The sequence below is a fragment of the Arthrobacter sp. K410C genome (assembly GCF_059090105.1).
In genome coordinates this window covers 480,545-502,661 of record NZ_JBNHFJ010000001.1, presented here as the reverse complement: position 1 = coordinate 502,661, position 22,117 = coordinate 480,545, and the positions used below count along the sequence as shown (strand labels likewise).

The window sequence follows — 22,117 nt, the reverse complement described above, 5'->3', positions numbered from 1 at the left end:
TACGGTTTTGAGTGTGGACTTCCCCCTTAGCAGCTCAGTGATCCTTGTGGTTGCCGTCGTGCTCTGGATTGTGTGGGTTGCCCCCTACGTCCTCCGGAACCGCCGGCACCAGTTCCAGCCCGCCGGTGATTTTCTGGCAGACGCCCCAGCCGAGGAAAGACCGGATCAGCCAGCCGGTCTGGTACTGAACGTCGCCGCCCAGCAGGAGAAGCCCATGGAAGCCAGGAAGAGCGCCGGACCCTCCGCCAAGCCTGCCGGCCCGGCACCCGCCGGCCGCCTCCGGATCCGTTACGGCCGGACCGCACTGGCGCTTGCCGGACTCCTGTCTTTGATGACGTCACTGGTTTCCGCAATTCTGCTGCCTTTTGGCCTCGGCTCACCTTTCCTGCCGCTGGCCTGTGCGGCACTGACGGCGGTGTCCGTCGCCATCCTGCGCTGGCTGGCTGTCCGCGACCGCAAGGCCAAGGTCAACGCGGCTTTTCGCTCGGCTATGAGCGCACCGCCGGTTAGACACGTATCCGAAAGGATTCCGCCGAAGCCGGAGTCGGCCCCCGCTCCCCGGGAAAGCCCGCTCTTTGACGCCGAGGCCCACCAGCCGAAGGTCCAGCAGCTGACAGCCCAGGAACTTCGCGAGGCAGCCCTGGCCGTTGCCGTTGCGGCGGGTGATCCGAGTGCGGCTGCGGCGGCATCGGGGACTCCCGCCGGTACCCCCTGGGAGCCGGTAGAGGTTCCGAAGCCTGTATACGTTGATGCCGCCAAGGCCGAACGCCCAGAGCCTGAGCCGCTTGAGCTGCCGGCCGCGCCGAAGGCAGTGGGCAAGCCGTCCCTGAAGCAGGGTGCAGCAGGGACGCCTGCCGCTGCTGCACCGGCTGCAGAAGCCCAGCAGCTCAGCAAGGCACAGAGCGCACTGAGCAACCTCGACGACGTCCTGCAGCGCCGCCGCGCATAAACCTTGGCGGGCGGTACGACGGCGGCATCCGGGGTGCTGCTGCCCCTCACCAGGGTGCGGATTGGCATTGGGACGGGAAAATTTGTAGCCTAGGGTCACCGGTCCAGCACCTGCACCAAGTGGCCGTTCCGGGGCTATAGCTCAGTTGGTAGAGCGCTTCGTTCGCATCGAAGAGGTCAGGGGTTCGAATCCCCTTAGCTCCACAAATGTGAGGAGTGGGGTCGTCCTTCTGGGATGGTTCTGTCCTCGGTAACACCCCGGTCTTCGGACCGAGGTGTTCTTCTTTGGAATCCCGGATCTGCCAGTCCACCCTGTGCCGCGCCCTTTGATGGCCAGTAATTGCCAGTTCTCTCGGGAGGCGGGATGGCCAGGACCCTACAGCCAGCCCTTCTTTTTGAAGATGCCATACATTCCCACCCCCACCGCCGCCATGAGGCCGATCGCCATCGGGTAGCCAAAGGCCCAGTGCAGCTCGGGCATGTAGTCGAAGTTCATGCCGTAGATCCCGGCCACGAACGAGGGCGCAAACAAGATGGCGGCCCAGGAGGAAATCTTCTTGACCTGCTCGTTCTGCGCGGCGCTGGCCTCATTCTGGCGGTTGGCCGTCAGGGTGCCGTCAAGCGTCAGGGCATTCTGCAGCAGGTCCCGGAACGAGTCTGCCCGGGAGATCACCCGTTCAACGTGGTCCTCCACGTCGCGCAGGCTGTGCTGGAGCTCGCTTTCCACACCGTACTTCGCGAAGCCCCGCTTGAGCTGGTGCATCATGTCCGGCAAGGGATGGATGGCGCGCTGGAACTGGATCACTTCCCGGGCCAGTTCGTAAATCCGGCGGGAGACGGTGGAATCGCCGCTGAAGAGCTGGTCCTCGATCTCGTCGATGTCATTCTCAAGCCCTGCGACTACCGGGGCATAATCGTCAACCACTGCGTCCAGGAGGGCGTACAGCACCGCTTCAGGGCCGTGCCGGAGAAGGTCAGGCCTGCCTTCGAGCCGTTTCCTTACGCGGGCCACACCGGCCGTCTCGGCATGCCGCACGGTGACCACGAAGTTCTTTCCCGTGAAGATGTGGAGTTCCCCGAATTCCACTGTTTCACTGGCGTCCAGGTAGCGTGCCGGCCGGAGGACGGTAAAGAGGTTGTCCCCGTAGCGCTCCAACTTAGGGCGCTGGTGGGCTGAGATGGCATCCTCCACCGCGAGGGCGTGGAGCCCGAACTCCGCGGCCACGGCGGCCATCTCAACCTTGGTGGGACGGTACAGCCCAATCCACGCCATCCCGCCGTGGTGCGCCAGCGTCTCGAATGTCTGCTCCAGGTTTTCCGGCTCGGCATGGCGGACGCCGTCAACGTAGACGGCATTGTCGATGATGGTCATGCGCAGGTGCCTTCGCTGTACGTGCTCACGATGGTCAGGACATCGCTCCGATAATGGCGCCGGACACGGCCATCGCCACCAGGTCATGGCCGGCGTCGATCACTGTCACTGCAGCCGGGCGGCCTGCAAAACCGTTGTGGATCACATGGCCTCCGGCACGGAAGACAAGTCCCAACACCAGCGCGAACCAGGCTCCTGCCAGGGCACTATCCAGCCCCAGCTTGCTGATGAGGACGGCCAGGAGGATGACGGTCAGCGCCGAAGCCAGCATCATGGGGAGCCAGATTCCTGCTCCGCCACCGATGTTCTTCAGATCCTCCTCGGTCTTGCCGATGGCGGCCATCCACCGGTTGCCCAGGACGGCCGGCATGTACCACATGAAGCCAATGGCCATGCTGGCCACGAAAGCCAGCAAGACCGCGAGCCAGTTGATCTGTGAGACGTAAGAGAGCCAATCCATTCAAGAAATCCTAGCCGTCCGGAGCCGGCCGGAAGGGGAGGCAGGTCCCGAGGCGCCGCAGCGGATCCGGTATCAGCCGCCCGTCGACTTGGTGAGGCCGCTAATGAGGGGCTCGGTCCGGTAGGGAATATGGGTGTGCAGCGCCAGCACCGTTTCGGTCCGGATGACGCCCTTGATGCGGAGGACCTGCCGCAGCGATGCCTGCAGGTTGTGGGTGTCCGTGGCCACCACCCGGCACCAAACGTCGCCGCGTCCGGAAATTTCATGGACTTCCAGGACCTGGGGGATCAGCCGCAGCGCGGCGACCACACCATCCAGTTCACGGTGCGAGACCTCAATGGTCACAAAAGCCACCACATCATAGCCCACGGCCTCAAGATCCACTTCCCGGCCGCCCGGGCGCAGCACACCCGCACGGATCAGCCGGCGGACCCGGGACTGGGCGGTGTTGCGGGCCACGCCCACCAATTCGCTCAAATCGCCGATCTGGATACGGGGGTCCCGGATCAGTGCCAGCAGGATCCTGAGGTCAGTGGGGTCCAGATTGTTCAAATGGTCACTCTCCATCACAGCGGTACAGAACTTTTGATGATCCTGCTCAATCCTGTCACTGATTTCGCACCAATCGAGCAGTAATACCCCAATCTGGAACCATCGCATATCCACTCCGCGCCGGGCTCCCACAAGGACCACCTGCCGCGGCAGAACCAAAGGCGGCACCATGACGGTCTTCAGCGAACTCCGGATGCGCCCGGCCCCTGCCACATCTGCCGGGTGGGACGCGTCCACCACGGCACGGCTTGTGATGGCAGGCGCCGTCATTTTCGTCCTGCTGGTGGGCGCCAATCTCGCTACGCCGCTGTATCCACTCCTGCAGGCGGAGCTGGGACTCAGCTCGCTGGATGTGTCCGCTGCGTTCGCCAGCTACGTCCTTTCGCTGGTGGCCACCCTGATGCTGGCCGGGCACTGGTCCGACCACATCGGACGCCGCGCTGCGCTGCTGCTTGCCGTGCTGACCGGGTTGGCTGGCGGCTGGGTGTTCGCGGGTGCGGACACGCTCGCCGCCCTCTGCACGGGACGGGCCCTGCAGGGCATTGCCGTGGCACTCGCCACGGGTGCCAGTGCTGCCGCCCTGCGCGAGCTGCTGCCCTCGCGTCCGGAGTGGGCGTCACGTTTCACGCTGCTGGCCTCTGCCGGCGGAGTAGCGGCCGGCCCTGTTCTGGGCGGGCTGCTGTCCCTGCTGCCCGGTGCCACCACCGCCCCCTACACCGTGTACTCGGTGGTCCTCGCGGCGCTCCTGGTGCCGCTCTACCTGATCCGGGCACGGCCGGCCATCATGCTTCCGGCAGTGTCCCGGCCCCTGCAGGCGCTGGCGCCGCGGCCCCTCGCCGTGCCGCGGAACGCCAGGGGCGCTTTCTGGCTTGCATCGGCCGTGGGCTTCCTCAGTTTCGCAGTATTCGGTTTCTGCCTTTCCCTGGCGCCCGGCTACTTCGCCCAGGTGCTGGACACACAATCCCGGCCGTTGATCGGCCTGCTGGCCGCCCTGCCGCTTGGAGCCTCCGCACTAAGCCAGGTGCTGACCCTCCGCGGACGCTACACAATCCCTATAGGGCTGGCAGTCCTCGGCGGATCCGTCTTCCTGCTGGGGGCCGCGGGCGCTTGGCACAGCCCGCTGCTGCTCGTGGTTGCTGCCGTCTTTGCCGGTGCCGGGCAGGGACTGGCCTTCAGGACCACATTCAATGAGGTTGCCGCCATGGTGGAGCCGGCCCGTCACGCCCAAACTGTCAGCACGGTCTACGTCATCACCTACTTAGGCAGCGCCGTCCCGGTCCTTGGCCTTGGCTGGTTGGCCGGACTTGCCGGGCAGGAAGCTGCCGTGGCCGGCTTCGTCCTTGTTTGCGGTACGGCCGCGCTTGCGTTGGCCGTCCTGACGCTGGTCCGGGCGGTTCGGCGGCACGGCCGGTCCGGCTAGGCCGGTAAGCCGCTACTCCGGGAGCGGCCCGTGGTTGCCCTGGATGTGTTCGAACACCAGGGTGGTCTCGGTATGCCCCACCACCGGGTCCGTGGCAAGGTTGTCCAGCACCCAGTCCCGGAGGTCCTCGGTGCTGCCGACGGCGATGTGCAGCAGGTAGTCCACGGAGCCTGAGGTGTGGAACGTGGACAGCACAGCCGGCAGATGCGGAACGCGGGACGTGAAACGGTCGATCTGGTCGCGGTCGTGGGCGCGGAGCCGCACGGCAACAAGTGCCTGGACGGACCGGCCGATGGCAGAGAGGTTGAGCTTCGCCTCGTAGCCCTGCACGATGCCCCGTTCGGACAACGCGCGGGTCCGCATCAGGGCGGTGGAAGGGGCGATCCCCACCAGTTCGGCAAGCTGCTTGTTGGAGATCCTGGCGTCGTTCACCAGGGCTTCGAGCAGCCGCTCGTCAATAGCATCCAGCGGCTCCAGGTGCGCTCCCGGCCTGATGTTCCTGGGATTCGTGGTCACTGCTGTTCCTTCCAACGGTCCTGCATTCATCCTAGACCGCTGTATCTGCGCCAAGACGCCCCTGGCCGCGGGTCCCGCCGAATATCAGCACCGACACTGCCTCCAGCCGGAGCAGTTAATTCGCTGCCCGTAGAGCCGTAGGGGCCCGTCCCAGCCGGTCAGGCGCCTGCACCTTGCGTCCGCGGATGCACGACGGCGACGGCCGCCCCGGTCAGGCAGGCAAGGACCATCACCCCTGCCGCCAGGGCCACCCAGCCGAAGGACTGGAAAACGAGTCCGCCGGCCCACCCGATGATGCTTGACCCCAGGTAGTAGGCGAGGTTGTACAGGGATGCTGCCTGCGCACGGCCCGTGCTGGCGATCGCTCCGGTCCAGCCGGCGCCGATGCTGTGCGCGGCGAAAAAACCGCCCGTGAACACAACCAGGCCCGCCAGGATCAGCGGAAGGTAGGGAACAAGCGTCAGGGCAAGTCCCGCCGTCGAAAGGGCCAGCCCGGCCAGTAGGACGTTCCGCCGCCCAAACCGTGTGGTCAGCCCGGCGGCCCAGCGTGAGGACACGGTTCCGGAGAGGTAGGCCAGGAAGATGAGGCTGATCAGCGTGGCAGGCAGGCTGAAGGGCGCGCCGGACAGCCGGAAGCCCAGGTAGTTGTAGACGGCGACGAAACCGCCCATCATCAGGAACGCCTGGACGTACAGGGCGAGCAGCCGGATGTTGCGCAGGTGCCCGCCGAGGGTCCGGAATGCGCTGCCGAGTCCTGCCCCCGGTGAGGAGACGAAGCCCCGTGCCCCCGGCACCAGGACCAGGAAGGCGACGGCGGCGAGGGTGGCCAGGATGGAAACGGCCAGAGCGGCAGCACGCCAGCCCCACAGCTCACCGGCCGGTCCTGCCACGAGCCGGCCGGCAAGCCCGCCGAGGGTGGTGCCCGCGACGTAGCTGCCTGCCGCCAGCGCCGCGTGCGCTTTGGTCACTTCCTCGTTGAGGTAGGCGATCGCGATGGCGGGGATTCCGCCGAGAGCCATGCCTTCCAGCAGCCGCAAGGCAAGCAGCATCCCGAAGCTCGTGGACAGCGGCACCAGCAGGCCGAGGACAGTGGCGATCGAAATGCCCCAGGTCATGGCCTTGACCCGTCCGATCCGGTCGGCCAGGAAGGACCACGGGATCACCGTGACGGCGAGTCCCACGGTGGCCAGCGAGATGGTAAGCGCAGCCTCGGCCGCGGTGATGTGCAGGTCAGCCGCGAGCAGGGGCAGGACGGCCTGGGTGGAGTAGAGCTGGGCAAAGGTGGCCACCCCGGCGAAGGACAATCCGGCCAGGATCCGGCCGTAGGCCCGGGATCCCTTGGCGTGCCCGTCCCAGCGGGGCGGCGATTGGTTGCCGGTCACCCTTTCTTCACAGGCCATTCCGTTAGCCTAGGCCCGGGCCTATACATGCCTCCAATGCATAATTTGTGAAGAACTGATAGCAGAAGCGGATTGAAGCACGGCACAGCGAGGAGCCAGGACATGCAGACAGACCACAGGCAGCTGGCGCAGCTTCTTCCCCTCCTGCCTGTGCTCGCCGAGCTGGGCAGGACGGAGCACGTCACTGAAACAGCCGAACTTCTCGGAGTGCCCCAGTCCACGGTGAGCAGGGCACTGGCACGGGCCAGCGCCGCCGTCGGCACGGAACTGCTGGTGAGGGACGGCAGGGGAGTCCGGCTCACCCCGGCAGCCCGGACGCTCCTGCCTTACATCGAGCAGGCACTCAGCGAATTCCAGACCGGACTGGACCTGGTACGCGAGGAATCGTCGGTGGTCCGGGGCAGGATCTCCGTGGCGTTCCAGCACACCTTCGGCGAGGCCACCCTGCCGCTGCTGATCAGTGCCTTCCGGAGCCGGCATCCCGGCGCGGTCTTTACCCTGAGCCAGGGTTCGCGGAATTCCTGCCTGGAGGAGCTGGCGGCCGGGGAGGCAGACCTGGCACTCACGGCGCCGGTGGGAGCGGACGGCACGAACCTGCAGTCCGCGCCGCTGTACCGGGAACCGCTGCGCCTGGTGGTGCATCACAGCCATCAGCTCGCCGGCCGGGGGTCGGCGGCGCTGGCTGACATCAGGACGGAACCCTTTGTGGCACTCGAGCCGGGGTACGGCATGCGTTCCCTGACGGATGCACTGTTCCGCGAGGCAGGGTACCGGCCGCGCATAGCCTTTGAAAGCCAGGATTCGCATACCGTCCGGGGGCTGGTGTCCGCTGGGCTGGGCGTGAGCATCCTGCCACCGGGAGGGGATGCGCCCGGCAGGACCGTCAGCCCGGAGACCGGAAACCTTGGCTGGACGGAGGTTCCACTCGACTCACCGCTGGCCTTCAGGGAAGTGGGCCTGAGCTGGCGCCGCAGGAAAGCCGGCGCCGAACCAGTGCCGGTGCGGCTTTTCCGGGACATGGTGGTTGGTGAGGGACCCCACTTGCTGGCAGGACTGGCCAGGCAGCGTATCCGCTGAGCGGGAGGAGGGGACAGACATGACGGAGCCAGGGCCGGTCCCGGCCAGGTTGGCGCCTGTGCCGGCCAGTACCCTAGTGACGTGACCAACACCGAAAACCCCTCCGCACTGCCCACCGACAAGACTGTGGCGTCCGCACCCAGCCCGCTCGCCGGCGTCGTGATTGGCCTTGATATCGGAGGCACCAAGACCCACGGCATCCGCTTCGAGGGCGGCGTGCCGGTTGCAGACGAGTCCGCGGGCAGCTCAAATGTGCAGAATGTCAGCCGGGAGGAGGCGGCCCGCAATATCGCGGACCTCTTCGGCCGGATCGGCGGCGGTGCAGTCTCCCGGGTTTACGCGGGATCGGGCGGGATCGACACCGATGAGGACGCGGCCGCCCTGGCATCGCTGATCCAGCCGCACGTTCCCGATGCCCTGGTCACCGTGGTGCACGACTCGCGCCTCCTGCTCGCGGCCGGCCACGCCAGCACCGGGGTGGCAGTGATCGCCGGGACCGGTTCGGCCGCCTGGGGCAGGAACGCCGACGGCGGTGAGGCCCGCGCAGGCGGCTGGGGCTACCTGCTGGGCGATGAAGGCAGCGGGTACTGGCTGGGCCGCGAAGCCGTGAGGCACAGCCTCCGGCGGATGAACCAGGGACTGCCCGTAGACGAACTCACCACCGCGCTGCTGCAATCCTGCGGGGTGGACCACCCCAACCGGCTCATCGCGCTGTTCCACTCCACGGACACCGGACGCCGTTTCTGGGCCCAGCAGGCGCGCCACGTAGTGGCGGCTTCAGCCGCAGGGCACGCCGGCAGCCAGGCCATGCTGGACCAGGCCGGCCGCGATCTTGCAGACCTGGCGCTGCAGGTGCTCCGCCAGCTCGGGCTCGATGGCCCTGTCATCCTGGGCGGCGGGTTGGGCATGAACGTGGAACCACTGCAGGATTCCTTCCGCCACCATCTTTCCAGTGCCGGCGCCGCCGATGTCCGGGTCCTGAACCAGGAGCCCGTGTTCGGGGTGCTGCAGCTGCTGGCGGAGCCGGCCTGACGCCGGTTCCGGCGAATCAGACGGCCCGCTTCCGTGGCGTTAGCCGCACCGCCGGCAGCGGGGGAGCGGGGATGCGCCCGGCTTCGGCGCCCGCATCGGGGCCGTGGCCGGGCACCAGGCCGTACCTGGCGGAATACGCATCGGTTCCGGACAATGCGGCCTGCGCTTCCCAGTCCTCCCGGGCCTGCTCCACCTCCTCGTGGGTCCGCCCCACGAAGTTCCACCACATCAGCAGTTCCTCCTGGAACGGCTCGCCGCCGATCAGCAGGAAGCGCGTGCCCGGAAGTGCCTGCAGCCGCAGTTCCTGCCGGCCCGTGCCAAGGTAGCCCAGCGGTCCGGGACGAAGTTCCTGCCCGTCCAGCGACAGCCCGCCGTCGAGCACCAGGATGCCGTGCTCAAAGTCCCCATTCAGCGGGAGCACCGCGGTGCCTTCACAGGACACGTCGGCTCCCACGATGGGCGAGTACATGGTGGCGGGGGAGGCCACGCCGGCCAGCTCGCCCACCATCACGGTTGCGGTGAAGCCGTCCCCGGTTACCCGGGGCAAGTCGCGGTGCTGCTCGAACGCCGGCCCGCGGTGCCGCTCGCCGTCGGGCAGCGCCACCCACAGCTGGAGGCCGCGCTGCAGCGGCAATTCCCCGCCGGCAGGAGGGAGCACAGCAAACTCGGAGTGGGAGACGCCGTGCCCTGCGGTCATGATGTTCAGCTCGCCCGGGCGGACCACAACATCGCTGCCCACGCTGTCCCGGTGGCGGACGTGGCCGGCAAGCGGCCACGTGACCGTTTGCAGCCCGATGTGCGGGTGCGGCAGGACGGACATTGCCGTCCGGTCCGGGCCGAAACTGTCCAGGAAGCACCACGCCCCGATGGTGGGAAGGCCGCGCTGGGGAAGGGTCCGTTGGACGTTCATGGCTCGCACCCCGCCCAGCGGGACCTCACGCTCCGGCCACAGCTGCAGGCATGGTCCCGAACTCCCCTCGGCGCTCGCCGGCGGACAGACTTCCTGCTGGGGTGAGATCTCCAAGTTGGTCACCCTCCAACTGTAGGCCGGTGCGGCCGGGGCGGTCAGTGCTTAACTTCGCGGCCCGTGATCCGGTCCTGCGCCCGTCCGGATCGCGTGCGGCTCCGAATGGTCACAGTAGGAAATCCTTTGCGCGGATTAGGTGCCGCTACCGGTGATGCCGGCCCCGGATTGGGTTACCGTAACTATCAGCGTGCTGATGACAATGTCGCGTGCAATCAGATGCCGTCCAACAGAACAGGTAAGTCCGCACCATGGACCAGGCGATGATCGAGTTCCAGAGCGTTACCAAGCAGTACCAGGGCGGGCAGCCGGCCGTGGACAACCTCTCGCTGTCCATCGCGAAAGGCGCCATCACGGTTTTCGTTGGACCATCGGGCTGCGGCAAGACCACCTCGCTGCGGATGATCAACCGGATGGTGGAACCCACCAGCGGCACCATCGCCGTTGGGGGCAAGGATGTCACCTCGGTGCCGGCCGCGGAGCTGCGGCGGTCCATGGGATACGTGATGCAGTCCGCCGGTTTGCTGCCGCACCGCTCGGTGCTGGACAACATCGCCACAGTGCCCCGGCTGAACGGGGTGTCCAAGGCCGACGCCCGCAGGCGCGCCGAGGAACTGCTGGACGTGGTGGGCCTGGCCCGACCCCTTGCCAAGCGGTACCCCTCCCAGCTTTCCGGCGGCCAGCAGCAGCGCGTCGGCGTGGCCCGCGCCCTCGCCGCGGATCCGCCGGTCCTGCTCATGGATGAACCCTTCAGCGCTGTGGACCCCGTGGTCCGCGACGAACTGCAGCAGGAACTGCTGCGGCTGCAGAAGGACCTGGCCAAAACCATCGTCTTCGTCACCCACGATATTGACGAGGCCACCACGCTGGGGGACAGGGTGGCGGTCTTCGCCGTGGGCGGCAGGCTGGCCCAGTACGCCACGCCGGAGGAGATCCTCCGGGCGCCGGCCAACGATTTCGTGGCCTCCTTCGTGGGGCGGGACCGGGGCTTCCGGCACCTGGGCTTCACCCCGTCCGACGGCGTCACACTCCACCCGGTGCCGACCATCGTCCGCGGCCCGTCCGGCCCTGTCTCCGATCCGGCAACCGCCGGCGGGTGGCAGCTGGTGGTGGACCAGGACATGCGCCCGCTCGGCTGGTCGACCCCCGGCACCGACACCGGGCTGATACCCGGCGGTTCCCTGTTCCGGCCCGGCGAAAGCCTGCGGAAAGCGCTCGACGCGGCCCTGTCGTCGCCGTCGGGCCTGGGCGTGGCGGTGGATTCCGAAGGCAGGGTGCTGGGCGCCGTCCGGGGCGGGGAGGTCCTGGCGCTGATCGAGGAAGCACGCCAGTTGCGGCAGGCCGCGCTCTGATGGAGTGGTTCCTCGCCAACAGCGGCATGGTCTTCGAACGCGCAGGCCAGCATATGGTGCTGGCCATTGTGCCCATGGTCCTGGGCCTGATGATTTCCATCCCCTTGGCCCAGCTCGCCCGGCAGCACCGCGCACTCCGCTCCGTGGTGCTGACTGCATCCTCGCTGCTGTACACCATTCCGTCGCTGGCCCTCTTCATCATCCTGCCTACCATCCTGGGCACCCGGATCCTGGATCCGCTCAACGTGGTGGTGGCCTTGACCATCTACGCCGTCGCGCTGCTGGTCCGCGCAGCTTTGGACGCCTTCGATTCCGTGGATGCTGAGATCAGCCAGACCGCCGTTGCCATGGGGTACAAACCGCTGGCACGGTTCCTGCAGGTTGACCTGCCACTGTCCCTTCCGGTCCTGTTTGCCGGCCTGCGGGTGGTCTCCGTCAGCAACATCTCCCTGGTCAGCGTCGCCGCCCTGCTGGGCATCGGAAACCTCGGCATGCTGTTCACCTCAGGCCTGCAGCGGGACTTCGTGACCGAAGTGGTGGTGGGCATCATTGCCATCCTCTTCCTGGCGCTGGTGATGGACGCGCTGCTGGTCCTGCTGGAGCGCATCCTCACGCCGTGGGAGCGGACCGGCAAGGGACGCGGCCCGCAACCCCTGGCCGCCGGCACGCTTGAGCCTGCAGCCGCGGCCGGGAGGCCCGCTGCTCCGAAGACCGGGGGTGGGAACGCGTGAGCGTCTTCAGCAATACCTTTGCCTGGCTGGCCGACCCGGAACACTGGACCGGGTCCGCCGGTATCCCGGCACGGCTGGGTGAGCACCTCCAGTACACCGGCCTGGTGATGCTGATCGCCGCGGCCATCGCGGTCCCGGTGGGCCTCTACGTCGGACACACCGGCAGGGGCCGGGTGGCGATCGTGGCGCTGGCCGGGGCTTTGCGGGCACTGCCCACACTCGGCCTGTTGACACTCTTCGTCCTGCTCGCAGGAATCGGACTCATGCCCCCGGTGTGGGCGCTGGTGATCCTGACCGTGCCGCCGCTCCTGGCCGGGACCTACGCCGGGATTTCCAGCGTGGACCGGAACGTGGTGGACGCTGCCCGCGCCATGGGGATGACAGAGCTCCAGGTCCTGTTCCGCGCTGAGCTGCCCAACGCCCTGACGGTGATGTTTGGCGGTTTCCGGACCGGCGTGCTGCAGGTGATTGCCACCGTCTCGGTGGTTGCCTACATCAACCTGGGCGGCCTGGGCCGGTACCTCTTCGACGGGCTGGTCCTGAGCGACTTCCCGCAAATGCTGGGCGGATCACTGCTCATCGCAGCGCTGGCCATCGCCGTCGACCTTGTTTTGTCCCTGTTCCAGCGGCTGTTCCTGACACCAGGGGCAGCAGGGCAGTCCCGCCGCAGCCAGCAGGCTGCGGCCGATCTCACAGACCCCGTGCTTACGGAGACTGTTGTCCAAGGAGGTAAACCATGAAACTAAGCCATCACCCGCGCCTGGGAAGGCGGGCATTTGGCGGGCTGGCCGCAGGACTCGGCCTGGCAATGGCGCTGTCCGCGTGCGGCGGTTCGTCAGATCCCCTGAGCGAGGCTCCGGAAACCACCGGCGGTTCCACGGGCGGGACCACCTCCCTGGTGGTCGGCTCGGCCGACTTCCCGGAAAGCCAGATCATCGCCGAACTGTACGCGGGGGCACTGAACGCCGCCGGCGTCACCGCCACCACCAAGCCGAACATCGGCTCCCGCGAGGTCTACTTCAAGGCCGTCCAGGACGGTTCCGTTGACGTTGTCCCGGACTACACGGGCAACCTGCTGCTGCACGTCGACAAGGAAGCCACGGAGGAGTCGGCCGAGGACATCGCCAAGGCCCTTCCGGACAAGCTGCCGGACGGCCTGGCCGTGCTGGACGCGTCCAAGGCGGAAAACAAGGACGCCATGGTGGTCACCAAGGCAACGGCTGAGAAGTACCAGCTGAAGTCCATCGAGGACCTCGCCAAGGTCTGCAGCGAGATTACTGTCGGGGCACCTGCCACTTTCGCCGAACGTGCCTACGGGCTGCCCGGCCTGAAGGAGAACTACAACTGCGAGCCCAAGAAGCTGGAGCCCTTCAGCGACGGCGGCGGCCCGCTGACCCTGAAGGCGCTGCTCGAGGACCAGGTCCAGGTGGCCGACATCTACACCACCACCCCGTCCATCGCGGACAACGACCTGGTGGTCCTCGAGGACCCGAAGAACAACTTCATCGCCCAGCAGGTCATCCCCCTGTACAACGAGGCCACGATGACAGACAAGGCCAAGGAGGCGCTGAACAACGTGTCCAGCCAGCTGACCACCGAGGACCTGATCAACCTCAACCGTGCCGTCAGCGGCAGCCAGAAGCAGGGTGCCAAGGAAGCAGCCGAAGCCTGGCTGAAGGACAAGGGCATCCTCAAGTAGGAGCCTGCAGCTTGCCCGCCGGGCCATCCGCACGGTGGTCACGACGGCGGCTGCCGGACTTTCCGAAGTCCGGCAGCCGCCGTCGTTCGTGTGGGCGAGGTCTCAGCGGCCGTGCATCCTTCCTGTGGCATATTTGAGGAATGGCAGAATTCAGGCAGTCCACGAAGCTCAACAACGTCCTTTATGACATCCGTGGACCGATCCTGCAGGCCGCCCAGCAGATGGAAGCGGAGGGCCACCGGATCCTCAAGCTGAATATCGGCAATCCCGCGCCGTTCGGCTTCGAAGCCCCCGATGCCATATTGGTGGACATGATCCGGCATCTGCCCCATGCGCAGGGCTACAGCGATTCCCGCGGCATCTTCTCGGCGCGGACGGCCGTATCGCAGTACTACCAGACCCGCGGGATCCAGAACATCCACGTGGACGACATCTACCTCGGCAACGGCGTCAGCGAACTCATCACCATGTCCCTGATGGCGCTGCTGGACGACGGGGACGAAGTCCTCATCCCCACCCCGGACTATCCGCTCTGGACCGCGTCCGTGGCGCTGGCCGGCGGAAAACCCGTGCACTACCTCTGCGACGAGGAATCCGCCTGGCAGCCCGACCTGGAGGATCTCGAATCCAAGATCACGCCCCGGACCAAGGGCATCGTGGTGATCAACCCGAACAACCCCACCGGTGCCGTGTACCCGGAGGAGACGCTCAAGCGCATCGTTGCCCTGGCCGAGAAGCACGGGCTGGTGATCTTCGCCGACGAGATCTACGAAAAAATCCTGTACGAGGACGCCGTCCACATCAACCTCGCCGCGCTCACCGGCGACCACGTCCTCTGCCTGACCTTCAGCGGGCTGTCCAAGGCCTACCGGGTGTGCGGCTACCGCGCCGGCTGGATGGCCATTTCGGGACCCAAGAAGGACGCCGCCGACTATCTTGAGGGCATCAGCCTGCTGGCCAACATGCGCCTGTGCGCTAACGTCCCGGCGCAGCACGCCATCCAGACCGCCCTTGGCGGATACCAGAGCATCAACGACCTGATCCTGCCCGGCGGCCGCCTGCTGGAGCAGCGCAACAAGGCCTACGACATGCTGAATGACATCCCCGGCGTGAGCACCCAGCAGGCCCGGGGCGCCCTGTATCTCTTCCCGAAGCTTGACCCAGAGGTCTTCCACATCCGGGACGACGAGAAGTTCGTCCTGGACCTCCTCAGGGAGCAGAAGATCCTGGTGTCCCACGGCCGTGCCTTCAACTGGGTGCGCCCGGACCACTTCCGCATGGTTACGCTGCCCAACGTCAAGGACATCGAGGAAGCTGTTGGCCGGATGGGGGACTTCCTGAGCAGGTACCAGGGGAACTAGCCTGTGCACACGGGCTATGACGCCCGTGGCACTTCGCGGAAAGGATTCCCCATGGCCGGCGTCACTCGGTTCGAGCAGCTTCCTTCTGAAACTTTGCGTGTAGGCGACGGATTTGCCCTGTCCGACGTCGACCCGGATGCCACCCCGGGCTACAACGGCACGAAGGAGGACGGCAAGGCACTGCTGGCGGACATGGACGACGAATTGGCCGACCTGCAGGAAAAACTGTTCGCCGAATCCCGTTTCGGCGGCCGCAAGAGGATCCTGCTCATCCTGCAGGCCATGGACACGGCCGGCAAGGGCGGCATCGTCAAGCACGTCATGGGGGCGATGGATCCGCAGGGTGTCCAGTTCAAGGCTTTCAAGGCTCCCACCACCGAGGAGAAGTCCTACGACTTCCTCTGGCGGATCGAGAAGGAAGTGCCTGCCGTCGGCATGGTGGGGGTCTTCGACCGGTCCCACTATGAGGACGTCCTGATCCACCGCGTCCACCGCTGGGCAAGTCCCGAGGAGATCAAAAGGCGCTACGTCGCCATTAACGAGTTCGAGGGGCGGCTCATCGAATCGGGAACCAAGGTGGTGAAGGTGATGCTCCACATCAGCGGCGGGGAACAAAAAGAGCGGCTGCTGGCCCGCCTGGACAACCCGGCGAAGCACTGGAAATACAACCGTGGCGACCTCGATGAGCGGGCGTTCTGGGAAGACTATATGAATGCATACCAGGCGGCCTTCGACGAAACCAGTACCAGGGAAGCCCCCTGGCACGTAGTCCCGGCCAACAAGAAGTGGTATGCCCGCATCGCCGTGCAGCAGCTGCTCATTGGTGCGTTGGCCGAACTAAACCTTCAATGGCCGAAAGCGGACTTTGACGTTCCCACCGAACGGGAGCTGATCCTGCGCTCCTGAGCCTGCCTGTTACAGCGGCTGGTCGCGGGCAGCGGCCAGCCGTTTCCTTGCCCCTTCCAGCCATTCCTCGCAGCGGGCGGCGAGGGCTTCGCCCCGCTCCCACAGCGCCAGTGACTCTTCCAGGCTGGCGCCTCCCGCCTCGAGCCGGCCCACGACGGCGATGAGCTGCTCGCGTGCCTCCTCGTAGCTCAGCCCCGCGATGGCGGCATCTGTTGTCTGCTCACTCATGAGCGTTTCCTTCCTGCATTACGTCCGTTTGCGTCTTGGGGTTGCGCGTCCCGGTGGAGGTGGCGCCGAAACGCCCCTCCGCCACGCGGATGGAAAGCGCAGAGCCTGCCGGGGCGTCCACCGCGCGGCGGACCACAGCGTGGCCGGCGACCGCGGTGGGTGCGGCCTGCCAGCCAGCGAGCTCGACGACGGCGTACCCGCGGTCGAGCGTCTTCTGCGGCGACAGCGCCCGCACCTGCGCCTTGAGATGCTCCAACTGGTCCGCGGCCCGGACAACCGTGGAGTTCACGGCAGCCGACGACCGCCGCAGCAGCCGTTCGATCTCCTCGGCCCGGACGGTGACCAGTCCTTCCGGAGACGCCAGGACGGGGCGGGAGCGCAACGAGGTCAGCCTGTCCGATTCCCGGTCCACCAGACGTTCCATGCAGCGGCGCAGCTGTTCCCGTGCCTGCCGGACGCCTGCCAGTTCCTCGGAGACCTCGGGAACAATCCGCTTGGCTGCATCCGTGGGCGTGGAGGCACGCAGATCGGCGACGTCATCCAGCAGCGGCCGGTCCGCCTCATGCCCGATGGCACTCACCACAGGGGTGGCCGCCGCCGCCACGGCGCGGATGAGTTCCTCGCTGTTGAACGGAAGCAGGTCCTCGAGCGCGCCACCGCCGCGTGCGATCACAATGACATCCACCACGGGGTGGGCATCGAGCTCGCGGAGGGCACGGACCACCTGAGAGACAGCGGTGTTGCCCTGGACGGCCACTTCCCTGATTTCAAACTCCACCGCAGGCCAACGCAGCGCAGCGTTCCGCAGGACGTCCTTCTTGGCGTCCGAGTCTCGGCCTGTGATCAGGCCGATCCGGTGCGGCAGCAGGGGGAGGGGTTTCTTCCGGGAATCGGCGAAGAGCCCCTCGGCGGAGAGGGCCTGCCGGAGCCGTTCAATCCGGGCCAGCAAGTCACCGAGGCCCACCGGCCGGATATCGCGGACCAGCATGTTGAGCCGGCCGGTCTTCATCCAGAATTCGGGTTTTAGCAGGGCTACCACCCGGGATCCGCGTTCAAGGGGCAGGTTCTGGCGTTCCAGTACTTTGGTCCAGACCGAGGCGGGCAGGGAAACTTCCGCATCAACATCCCGCAGCGTCAGGTAGGCGTTGCTTCCCCGCCGGTTCAGCTCGATGACCTGGCCTTCCACCCACGCGGACGGGGTCCTGTCGATGTGGGCCTTGAGCTTCTGCGAGAGCAACTGCAGCGGCCAGGGGTTGTCCGGGGTGGTTTCAGCAGCCGTCGCGGGCAGCGTGGAGGGTGCGGTGCCGGGAAGGGAAGCCTGGTCAGACATGCAAACGCCCTTGCGGGGCTGGAGCTGCGGGCATGGGGTCCTTCGTCTGTTGTACGGCGGTCATTCAACCTTATCCATAAGCTGTAGCATGCGGGACCGACAGAATCCCGCCAGGATCCTTGCCTAGGATGGGTCTACCGCCAACAACGACGAAGGACCTGCTGTGCGCACTTTTGTTTCCGCCGTGGCCACCGTGCTGGGTGTCCTGCTGGCAGCCGTGGCCGTCCCGGCCATCTGGCTTGACCGCAACCTCGTCCAGGAGGACGGTTTCGTGGAACTGGCGGCCCCGCTGGGAAAGAACTCGGAGTTCCAGCAGCAGCTGGCCACGGCGGCTGTAGGAACCATTGACACCAGCGCAGTCCCCGGGTTCCTCGCTGACCTTGTCCAGCCGGTGCTGGAGGATGCCGCCACGTCACTGGCCGGCCTGCCGGGGTATCCGGCGGCCTGGGAAGAGACCCTTCGCAAGAGCCACCGGCTGAGTTTCCCGCAGGCTCCTGCGGACCCCGGCGCTACCGGATCCGTGTCCTCCCTGACCCTGGACGTAGGACCGCTGGTGGCACTGGGGGTTGAGGAGATCTCGCGTGCCACCAGGCTGCCGCTGGATCCGCCGGGGGAGACGCTGATCAACGTTGGCCAGCCCGAACAGCGGGAATGGACGGAGCGGCTGGCTACGTACGCCCCCATGGGCTACGTGCTTGCAGCAGGCTCGGGCATCGCCTTCCTCCTTGCCCTTGTCGCGGCCCGCCGGCGCTGGACGGTACTGGTGGGCGCCGGGCTCGGCGGGTTGGTGCTCGCGGGGCTGTGGGCCCTCGGTGCGGAGATAGGTTCGGCGCGGGCACTGGCCACGGACACCGGCAACGAGGTGGCCAACATGTTCCGGAACGAATTCGTGGCCGCGGCCACCGCAGACTTCACAGGCTGGACCGTTGCTGCAGCCCTCGCCGGCGGCGTGCTGGTGCTGCTGGGCGCTGTGGCCGGGATCGCATCGCGGAGGCGCCCGGGGACAACCCGGTAGCATGGAGAAATGACCTCCTCAGCTGTTTCCCTTTCGATGCCCACCATCCCGCGTCGGCGCCGCTCTCCGGAGGAAGTAGCAGCTGCAGCCCCTGTCCTGGGAACCAAGAAAGTGTTGCTGGCCGCGCCCCGCGGTTACTGCGCGGGCGTGGACCGCGCTGTCATCGCCGTCGAAAAGGCCCTCGAACACTACGGCCCGCCGGTGTATGTGCGGAAGCAGATTGTGCACAACGTCCACGTTGTCAGCTCCCTGGAGGAAAAGGGCGCCATCTTCGTGGATGAAACCGATGAGGTGCCTGAGGGCGCCCTGGTCATCTTCTCGGCGCACGGCGTTTCTCCCGCGGTGGTCGAGTCAGCCGAGGAGCGCGGGCTGCGCACCATCGATGCCACCTGCCCACTGGTGACCAAGGTCCACAAGGAAGCCGTCCGGTTTGCCAAGGATGACTTCGACATCCTCCTGATTGGCCACGACGGGCATGAGGAAGTGGAAGGCACGGCAGGCGAAGCGCCGGAGCACATCCAGATCATCAACGGCCCGCACGAGGTGGACAAGGTCACCGTGCGGGATCCGGAAAAAGTCATCTGGCTCTCGCAGACCACCCTCAGCGTTGACGAGACCATGGAGACGGTCCGGCTGCTGAAGGAACGCTTCCCCACGCTCCAGGATCCGCCCAGCGACGACATCTGCTACGCCACCACCAACCGGCAGGTGGCCATCAAGAAAATCTCGCCGCAGGCGGATCTGGTGATCGTCGTCGGCTCCGCCAATTCCTCCAACTCCGTCCGGCTCGTAGAGGTGGCCCTCGAATACGGTGCCAAGGCTTCCTACCGGGTGGATTTCGCCAACGAGGTTGACGAGGCCTGGTTCGAGGGCGTGGCTACCGTGGGCGTAACCTCCGGGGCATCCGTTCCCGAAGTCCTGGTGCAGGACGTGCTGCGGCTGCTGGCCGAGTACGGCTACGGCACAGTGGAGGAAGTAGTCACCGCTGAAGAGGACCTCCTGTTCTCGCTGCCCAAGGAACTCCGCGCAACACTCAAGCAGGCCGGGGATGTCAGCCGTGCGCTGGGCGGGCGCAGGCCGCGCAGCTGAAACAACGGCGCTTCAGAGAATAGAGCGGGCTCCGCAGCTTACAGCTGCGGGGCCCGCTCCGGTTCTTTTTGCCGTTCCCAGGCTGCCTTGGCCTTTCCTAGGCTGCAGCCTCGTCCTGCTGAAGCTCAGGAGCCGAGAGGGCACGCGGCGTGGCTTCCACTGCCGGCGGAGCAGCCAGGCCGGACTCCTCCAGGGAGTTCAGCTTCCGTGCCGTAGGCAGCACCCGCGCCTCGAGGGTTCCCACCATCGCGTTGTAGCGGTCCACCGACGATTTCAGGGATGAGCCCAGCTTGCTGACGTTTTCGCCGAGCGTTCCCATCCGGTCGTAGAGCTGCCGGGCAAGGTCGAACAGTTCCCGGGCGCTGTCCGTCAGGACATCCTGCCGCCACGTGAAGGCAACTGATTTCAGGACAGCCAGGAGAGTGCTGGGGGAGGCCAGGACCACGTTCCTGGACAAGGCATGGTCCAGGAGTTCTGCGTCAGCGGCCAAGGCAGCTGCCAGGATGGATTCAGCCGGGATAAAGCAAATCACCAGTTCTGGCGAGTTGCCCGGGATATCCCAGTACTTCTTGTTACTGAGGGCATCCACGTGCGCACGGAGAGCCTTCGCGTGGGCAGCCAGCAGCACCTGCTGCGACCGGCCATCCGCCTGCACCGTCCGCCCCTGCTGCCCGGGCCGGGAATCCACTGCACCCAGCTGCTGGGCCTCCAGGTAGGACGACAGCGGAACCTTGGCGTCCACCACCAGCTGCTTTTCGCCGGGAAGCTGAACCACAAGGTCAGGGCGGACAGACGAATCGCTGCCGGCGCTGTGAAGCTGCTCAACGAAGTCGACATGGCGGAGCATCCCCGATGCTTCCACTACCCTCCGCAGCTGCACCTCGCCCCACTGTCCGCGGGCGCTGTTTGAGCGCAATGCCGACTCCAGCGCGTGCGTGGACCTGATCAGCTGTTCATCCGAGTGCCGGGCCTCCCGCAGCTGCTGCGCAAGCTGGCCGTACTGTTCCACCCGGTCGCGCTCCAACAGGGCCACCTGCTGCTGTACCGCCGACAGCTTCTCCGCCACCGGCGCAAGCGCGCGCAGCACGCTGCCGTCCTGCGTCCGTGCCTCGCCAAGCTCCCGGTTCTGTGCCGCCAAAAGCCGGCGCTCGGCGTCGGCCGCTGCGAACTGCGCGCTGACCTCTGAGAGCCTGGACGAGACAGCGTCGAAGTCCGCCTCCAGGGCATGGGAGCTTTTCCGCAGCACAAAGTAGGTGGCAGCAGCACCGGCAAGGGCGCCGAGCAGCAGCATGAACAAGGCCAGAATCAACGCAAAAACATCCATGCCCTCACTGTGGCATGGGGGTCGGACAATGTAGGGCAGTGACATCCGCGGGTACAGGCGGGGGACGCCCTGCGGGTAGAATCAATGCTCGTGGCTCTTACTATTGGCATCGTCGGACTGCCCAACGTCGGCAAATCAACCCTCTTCAACGCGCTTACCCGCAACCAGGTCCTGGCCGCGAACTATCCGTTCGCCACCATCGAACCGAACGTCGGCGTCGTGAACCTGCCCGACCCCCGCCTCGACAAGTTGGCCGGCATCTTCGGTTCGCAGCGTATCCTGCCCGCAGCGGTCTCCTTCGTGGACATCGCCGGCATCGTCAAGGGCGCGTCCGAAGGCGAAGGGCTCGGCAACCAGTTCCTGGCCAACATCCGTGAAGCTGAGGCAATCGCCGAAGTAGTCCGCGTCTTCGACGATCCCGACGTCGTCCACGTCGACGGCAAGGTGGACCCGCGCTCGGACATGGAAACCATCAACACCGAGCTCATCCTCGCCGACCTGCAGACCATCGAGAAGGCCATCCCCCGGATCGAAAAAGAGGTCAAGATCAAGAAGCGGGAGGCCGCAGAGCTCGCGGCAATCAAGGCTGCCCAAGCGGTCCTTGAACGCGGCGACACCATCTACTCCTCGATCAAGAGCGACAAATTGGAGATGGAACACCTCAAGGAGCTCGGCCTGTTGACGGCCAAGCCCTTCATCTACGTATTCAATGCGGACGAGGCAATCCTGGGCAGCCCGGAAAAGCAGGAGGAACTCCGCGCTTTGGTTGCCCCCGCAGACTGCATCTTCCTGGACGCCAAGCTCGAGGCCGACCTCGTGGAACTGGACGAGGAAGAAGCCCGGGAAATGCTGGAAATGAACGGCCAGGACGAGTCCGGCCTCGATCAGCTGGCACGGGTGGGTTTCCACACACTGGGCCTGCAGACCTACCTCACGGCGGGCCCCAAGGAAGCACGCGCCTGGACCATCAAGCAGGGGGACACCGCGCCGCAGGCAGCGGGCGTCATCCATTCGGACTTCCAGCGCGGCTTCATCAAGGCCGAGGTGGTCTCCTTCGAGGACCTCGTCGAGGCGGGTTCCATGGCCGAGGCCAAGTCCCGCGGCAAGGTGCGCATCGAAGGCAAGGAGTATGTCATGGCCGACGGCGACGTGGTGGAGTTCCGCTTCAACGTCTGAGCCGGTCCGGCGTCTGCCTGCGCGGACACCTTATCCTGACTATGTAGGGCGTGATCCTGGCAGCTCCAGGTCCCCTTCCCCCAGAGGGAAAACACAAGGAGGCGG

At 66.3% G+C, this 22,117-nt stretch carries 22 protein-coding genes and 1 tRNA gene; 14 read left to right on the top strand and 9 right to left on the bottom strand.

Going from position 1 to position 22,117, the window contains the following annotated elements; translation table 11 throughout:
* The first annotated feature begins 37 nt into the window (after positions 1-37).
* Together AC5RU7_RS02385 and AC5RU7_RS02380 are read left to right on the top strand one after the other, a co-directional pair.
* Positions 38-949, top strand: coding sequence for a hypothetical protein (locus AC5RU7_RS02385; RefSeq protein WP_494051345.1), 912 nt, complete (start codon positions 38-40; stop codon positions 947-949).
* 130 nt (positions 950-1,079) lie between these two features.
* A tRNA-Ala gene (locus AC5RU7_RS02380) sits at positions 1,080-1,152 on the top strand.
* A gap of 172 nt (positions 1,153-1,324) precedes the next feature.
* On the opposite strand, the gene corA is transcribed toward AC5RU7_RS02380, so the two are convergent.
* From corA to AC5RU7_RS02365, 3 genes are all read right to left on the bottom strand, one after another.
* On the bottom strand, positions 1,325-2,320 hold the full coding sequence (gene corA / locus AC5RU7_RS02375; RefSeq protein WP_494008850.1) for a magnesium/cobalt transporter CorA: 996 nt from the start codon (positions 2,318-2,320) through the stop codon (positions 1,325-1,327).
* Between the two features lie 34 nt (positions 2,321-2,354).
* Positions 2,355-2,780: a DUF1761 domain-containing protein gene (locus AC5RU7_RS02370; protein WP_494050918.1), complete on the bottom strand. Its 426-nt coding sequence runs from the start codon at positions 2,778-2,780 to the stop codon at positions 2,355-2,357.
* 72 nt (positions 2,781-2,852) lie between these two features.
* Positions 2,853-3,332, bottom strand: a complete 480-nt coding sequence (locus tag AC5RU7_RS02365) for an Lrp/AsnC family transcriptional regulator (protein WP_494050917.1) — start codon at positions 3,330-3,332, stop codon at positions 2,853-2,855.
* Between the two features lie 169 nt (positions 3,333-3,501).
* On the opposite strand from AC5RU7_RS02365, the gene AC5RU7_RS02360 reads away from it, so the two are divergent.
* A complete protein-coding gene (locus tag AC5RU7_RS02360) occupies positions 3,502-4,752 on the top strand; it encodes an MFS transporter (RefSeq protein WP_494050916.1) in 1,251 nt (416 codons plus the stop codon).
* Between the two features lie 12 nt (positions 4,753-4,764).
* Here the strand turns inward: AC5RU7_RS02360 and AC5RU7_RS02355 are convergent, their stop codons facing one another.
* A complete protein-coding gene (locus AC5RU7_RS02355; RefSeq protein WP_009356995.1) occupies positions 4,765-5,268 on the bottom strand; it encodes an Lrp/AsnC family transcriptional regulator in 504 nt (167 codons plus the stop codon).
* 158 nt (positions 5,269-5,426) lie between these two features.
* A complete protein-coding gene (locus AC5RU7_RS02350; protein ID WP_494050915.1) occupies positions 5,427-6,668 on the bottom strand; it encodes an MFS transporter in 1,242 nt (413 codons plus the stop codon).
* 102 nt (positions 6,669-6,770) lie between these two features.
* Here AC5RU7_RS02350 and AC5RU7_RS02345 point away from each other — a divergent pair, with 102 nt between their 5' ends.
* Positions 6,771-7,745, top strand: a complete 975-nt coding sequence (locus AC5RU7_RS02345) for a LysR family transcriptional regulator (RefSeq protein WP_494050914.1) — start codon at positions 6,771-6,773, stop codon at positions 7,743-7,745.
* 81 nt (positions 7,746-7,826) lie between these two features.
* Positions 7,827-8,777, top strand: a complete 951-nt coding sequence (locus AC5RU7_RS02340; protein ID WP_494050913.1) for an N-acetylglucosamine kinase — start codon at positions 7,827-7,829, stop codon at positions 8,775-8,777.
* A 16-nt stretch (positions 8,778-8,793) separates the two neighbouring features.
* Here AC5RU7_RS02340 and AC5RU7_RS02335 read toward each other — a convergent pair whose 3' ends face one another.
* Complete coding sequence (locus AC5RU7_RS02335; protein ID WP_494050912.1) at positions 8,794-9,810, bottom strand: pirin family protein; 1,017 nt, start codon at positions 9,808-9,810, stop codon at positions 8,794-8,796.
* Between the two features lie 242 nt (positions 9,811-10,052).
* Here AC5RU7_RS02335 and AC5RU7_RS02330 point away from each other — a divergent pair, with 242 nt between their 5' ends.
* The 6 genes from AC5RU7_RS02330 (at position 10,053) to AC5RU7_RS02305 (ending at position 15,850) form a co-directional block, all read left to right on the top strand.
* Positions 10,053-11,153, top strand: a complete 1,101-nt coding sequence (locus tag AC5RU7_RS02330) for an ABC transporter ATP-binding protein (RefSeq protein WP_494050911.1) — start codon at positions 10,053-10,055, stop codon at positions 11,151-11,153.
* The gene (locus AC5RU7_RS02325; protein ID WP_494050910.1) at positions 11,153-11,884 is read left to right on the top strand and encodes an ABC transporter permease; all 732 of its coding nucleotides are present in this window, start codon (positions 11,153-11,155) and stop codon (positions 11,882-11,884) included. Before AC5RU7_RS02330 ends, AC5RU7_RS02325 begins: the two co-directional genes overlap by 1 nt.
* A complete protein-coding gene (locus tag AC5RU7_RS02320; protein ID WP_494050909.1) occupies positions 11,881-12,624 on the top strand; it encodes an ABC transporter permease in 744 nt (247 codons plus the stop codon). The genes AC5RU7_RS02325 and AC5RU7_RS02320 overlap by 4 nt, the downstream gene beginning before the upstream one ends.
* Positions 12,621-13,583, top strand: coding sequence for an ABC transporter substrate-binding protein (locus tag AC5RU7_RS02315; RefSeq protein WP_494050908.1), 963 nt, complete (start codon positions 12,621-12,623; stop codon positions 13,581-13,583). The genes AC5RU7_RS02320 and AC5RU7_RS02315 overlap by 4 nt, the downstream gene beginning before the upstream one ends.
* Positions 13,584-13,723: 140 nt before the next feature.
* Positions 13,724-14,944 carry a pyridoxal phosphate-dependent aminotransferase gene (locus AC5RU7_RS02310; RefSeq protein ID WP_494050907.1) on the top strand — a complete coding sequence of 407 codons (1,221 nt, stop codon included), beginning with the start codon at positions 13,724-13,726 and terminating at the stop codon, positions 14,942-14,944.
* Positions 14,945-14,995: 51 nt separating this feature from the next.
* Positions 14,996-15,850 (top strand): polyphosphate kinase 2 family protein, encoded by an 855-nt coding sequence (locus tag AC5RU7_RS02305; RefSeq protein WP_494050906.1) that lies wholly within the window; start codon positions 14,996-14,998, stop codon positions 15,848-15,850.
* A 9-nt stretch (positions 15,851-15,859) separates the two neighbouring features.
* On the opposite strand, the gene AC5RU7_RS02300 is transcribed toward AC5RU7_RS02305, so the two are convergent.
* The gene (locus AC5RU7_RS02300; protein WP_494008836.1) at positions 15,860-16,078 is read right to left on the bottom strand and encodes an exodeoxyribonuclease VII small subunit; all 219 of its coding nucleotides are present in this window, start codon (positions 16,076-16,078) and stop codon (positions 15,860-15,862) included.
* Positions 16,071-17,408 (bottom strand): exodeoxyribonuclease VII large subunit, encoded by a 1,338-nt coding sequence (xseA, locus tag AC5RU7_RS02295; protein ID WP_494050905.1) that lies wholly within the window; start codon positions 17,406-17,408, stop codon positions 16,071-16,073. Before xseA ends, AC5RU7_RS02300 begins: the two co-directional genes overlap by 8 nt.
* A gap of 163 nt (positions 17,409-17,571) precedes the next feature.
* Here xseA and AC5RU7_RS02290 point away from each other — a divergent pair, with 163 nt between their 5' ends.
* Positions 17,572-18,423: a hypothetical protein gene (locus AC5RU7_RS02290; RefSeq protein ID WP_494050904.1), complete on the top strand. Its 852-nt coding sequence runs from the start codon at positions 17,572-17,574 to the stop codon at positions 18,421-18,423.
* A gap of 9 nt (positions 18,424-18,432) precedes the next feature.
* Entirely contained in the window at positions 18,433-19,512 is a 1,080-nt protein-coding gene (locus AC5RU7_RS02285) for a 4-hydroxy-3-methylbut-2-enyl diphosphate reductase (protein ID WP_494008833.1), read from the top strand.
* A gap of 97 nt (positions 19,513-19,609) precedes the next feature.
* Here AC5RU7_RS02285 and AC5RU7_RS02280 read toward each other — a convergent pair whose 3' ends face one another.
* A complete protein-coding gene (locus AC5RU7_RS02280) occupies positions 19,610-20,836 on the bottom strand; it encodes a DNA recombination protein RmuC (protein WP_494050903.1) in 1,227 nt (408 codons plus the stop codon).
* 90 nt (positions 20,837-20,926) lie between these two features.
* On the opposite strand from AC5RU7_RS02280, the gene ychF reads away from it, so the two are divergent.
* Complete coding sequence (ychF, locus tag AC5RU7_RS02275) at positions 20,927-22,012, top strand: redox-regulated ATPase YchF (RefSeq protein ID WP_494008831.1); 1,086 nt, start codon at positions 20,927-20,929, stop codon at positions 22,010-22,012.
* Positions 22,013-22,117 lie beyond the last annotated feature (105 nt).

Bases quoted from the DNA above. Each gene is read 5' to 3' on its own strand.
- AC5RU7_RS02370 (WP_494050918.1), bottom strand. From the start codon at position 2,780: ATGGATTGGCTCTCTTACGTCTCACAGATCAACTGGCTCGCGGTCTTG.
- AC5RU7_RS02345 (WP_494050914.1), top strand. From the start codon at position 6,771: ATGCAGACAGACCACAGGCAGCTGGCGCAGCTTCTTCCCCTCCTGCCT.
- AC5RU7_RS02280 (WP_494050903.1), bottom strand. From the start codon at position 20,836: ATGGATGTTTTTGCGTTGATTCTGGCCTTGTTCATGCTGCTGCTCGGC.
- AC5RU7_RS02315 (WP_494050908.1), top strand. From the start codon at position 12,621: ATGAAACTAAGCCATCACCCGCGCCTGGGAAGGCGGGCATTTGGCGGG.
- AC5RU7_RS02305 (WP_494050906.1), top strand. From the start codon at position 14,996: ATGGCCGGCGTCACTCGGTTCGAGCAGCTTCCTTCTGAAACTTTGCGT.
- AC5RU7_RS02300 (WP_494008836.1), bottom strand. From the start codon at position 16,078: ATGAGTGAGCAGACAACAGATGCCGCCATCGCGGGGCTGAGCTACGAG.
- AC5RU7_RS02330 (WP_494050911.1), top strand. From the start codon at position 10,053: ATGGACCAGGCGATGATCGAGTTCCAGAGCGTTACCAAGCAGTACCAG.
- AC5RU7_RS02360 (WP_494050916.1), top strand. From the start codon at position 3,502: ATGACGGTCTTCAGCGAACTCCGGATGCGCCCGGCCCCTGCCACATCT.
- AC5RU7_RS02350 (WP_494050915.1), bottom strand. From the start codon at position 6,668: ATGGCCTGTGAAGAAAGGGTGACCGGCAACCAATCGCCGCCCCGCTGG.
- corA (WP_494008850.1), bottom strand. From the start codon at position 2,320: ATGACCATCATCGACAATGCCGTCTACGTTGACGGCGTCCGCCATGCC.
- AC5RU7_RS02285 (WP_494008833.1), top strand. From the start codon at position 18,433: ATGACCTCCTCAGCTGTTTCCCTTTCGATGCCCACCATCCCGCGTCGG.
- xseA (WP_494050905.1), bottom strand. From the start codon at position 17,408: ATGTCTGACCAGGCTTCCCTTCCCGGCACCGCACCCTCCACGCTGCCC.
- AC5RU7_RS02310 (WP_494050907.1), top strand. From the start codon at position 13,724: ATGGCAGAATTCAGGCAGTCCACGAAGCTCAACAACGTCCTTTATGAC.
- AC5RU7_RS02325 (WP_494050910.1), top strand. From the start codon at position 11,153: ATGGAGTGGTTCCTCGCCAACAGCGGCATGGTCTTCGAACGCGCAGGC.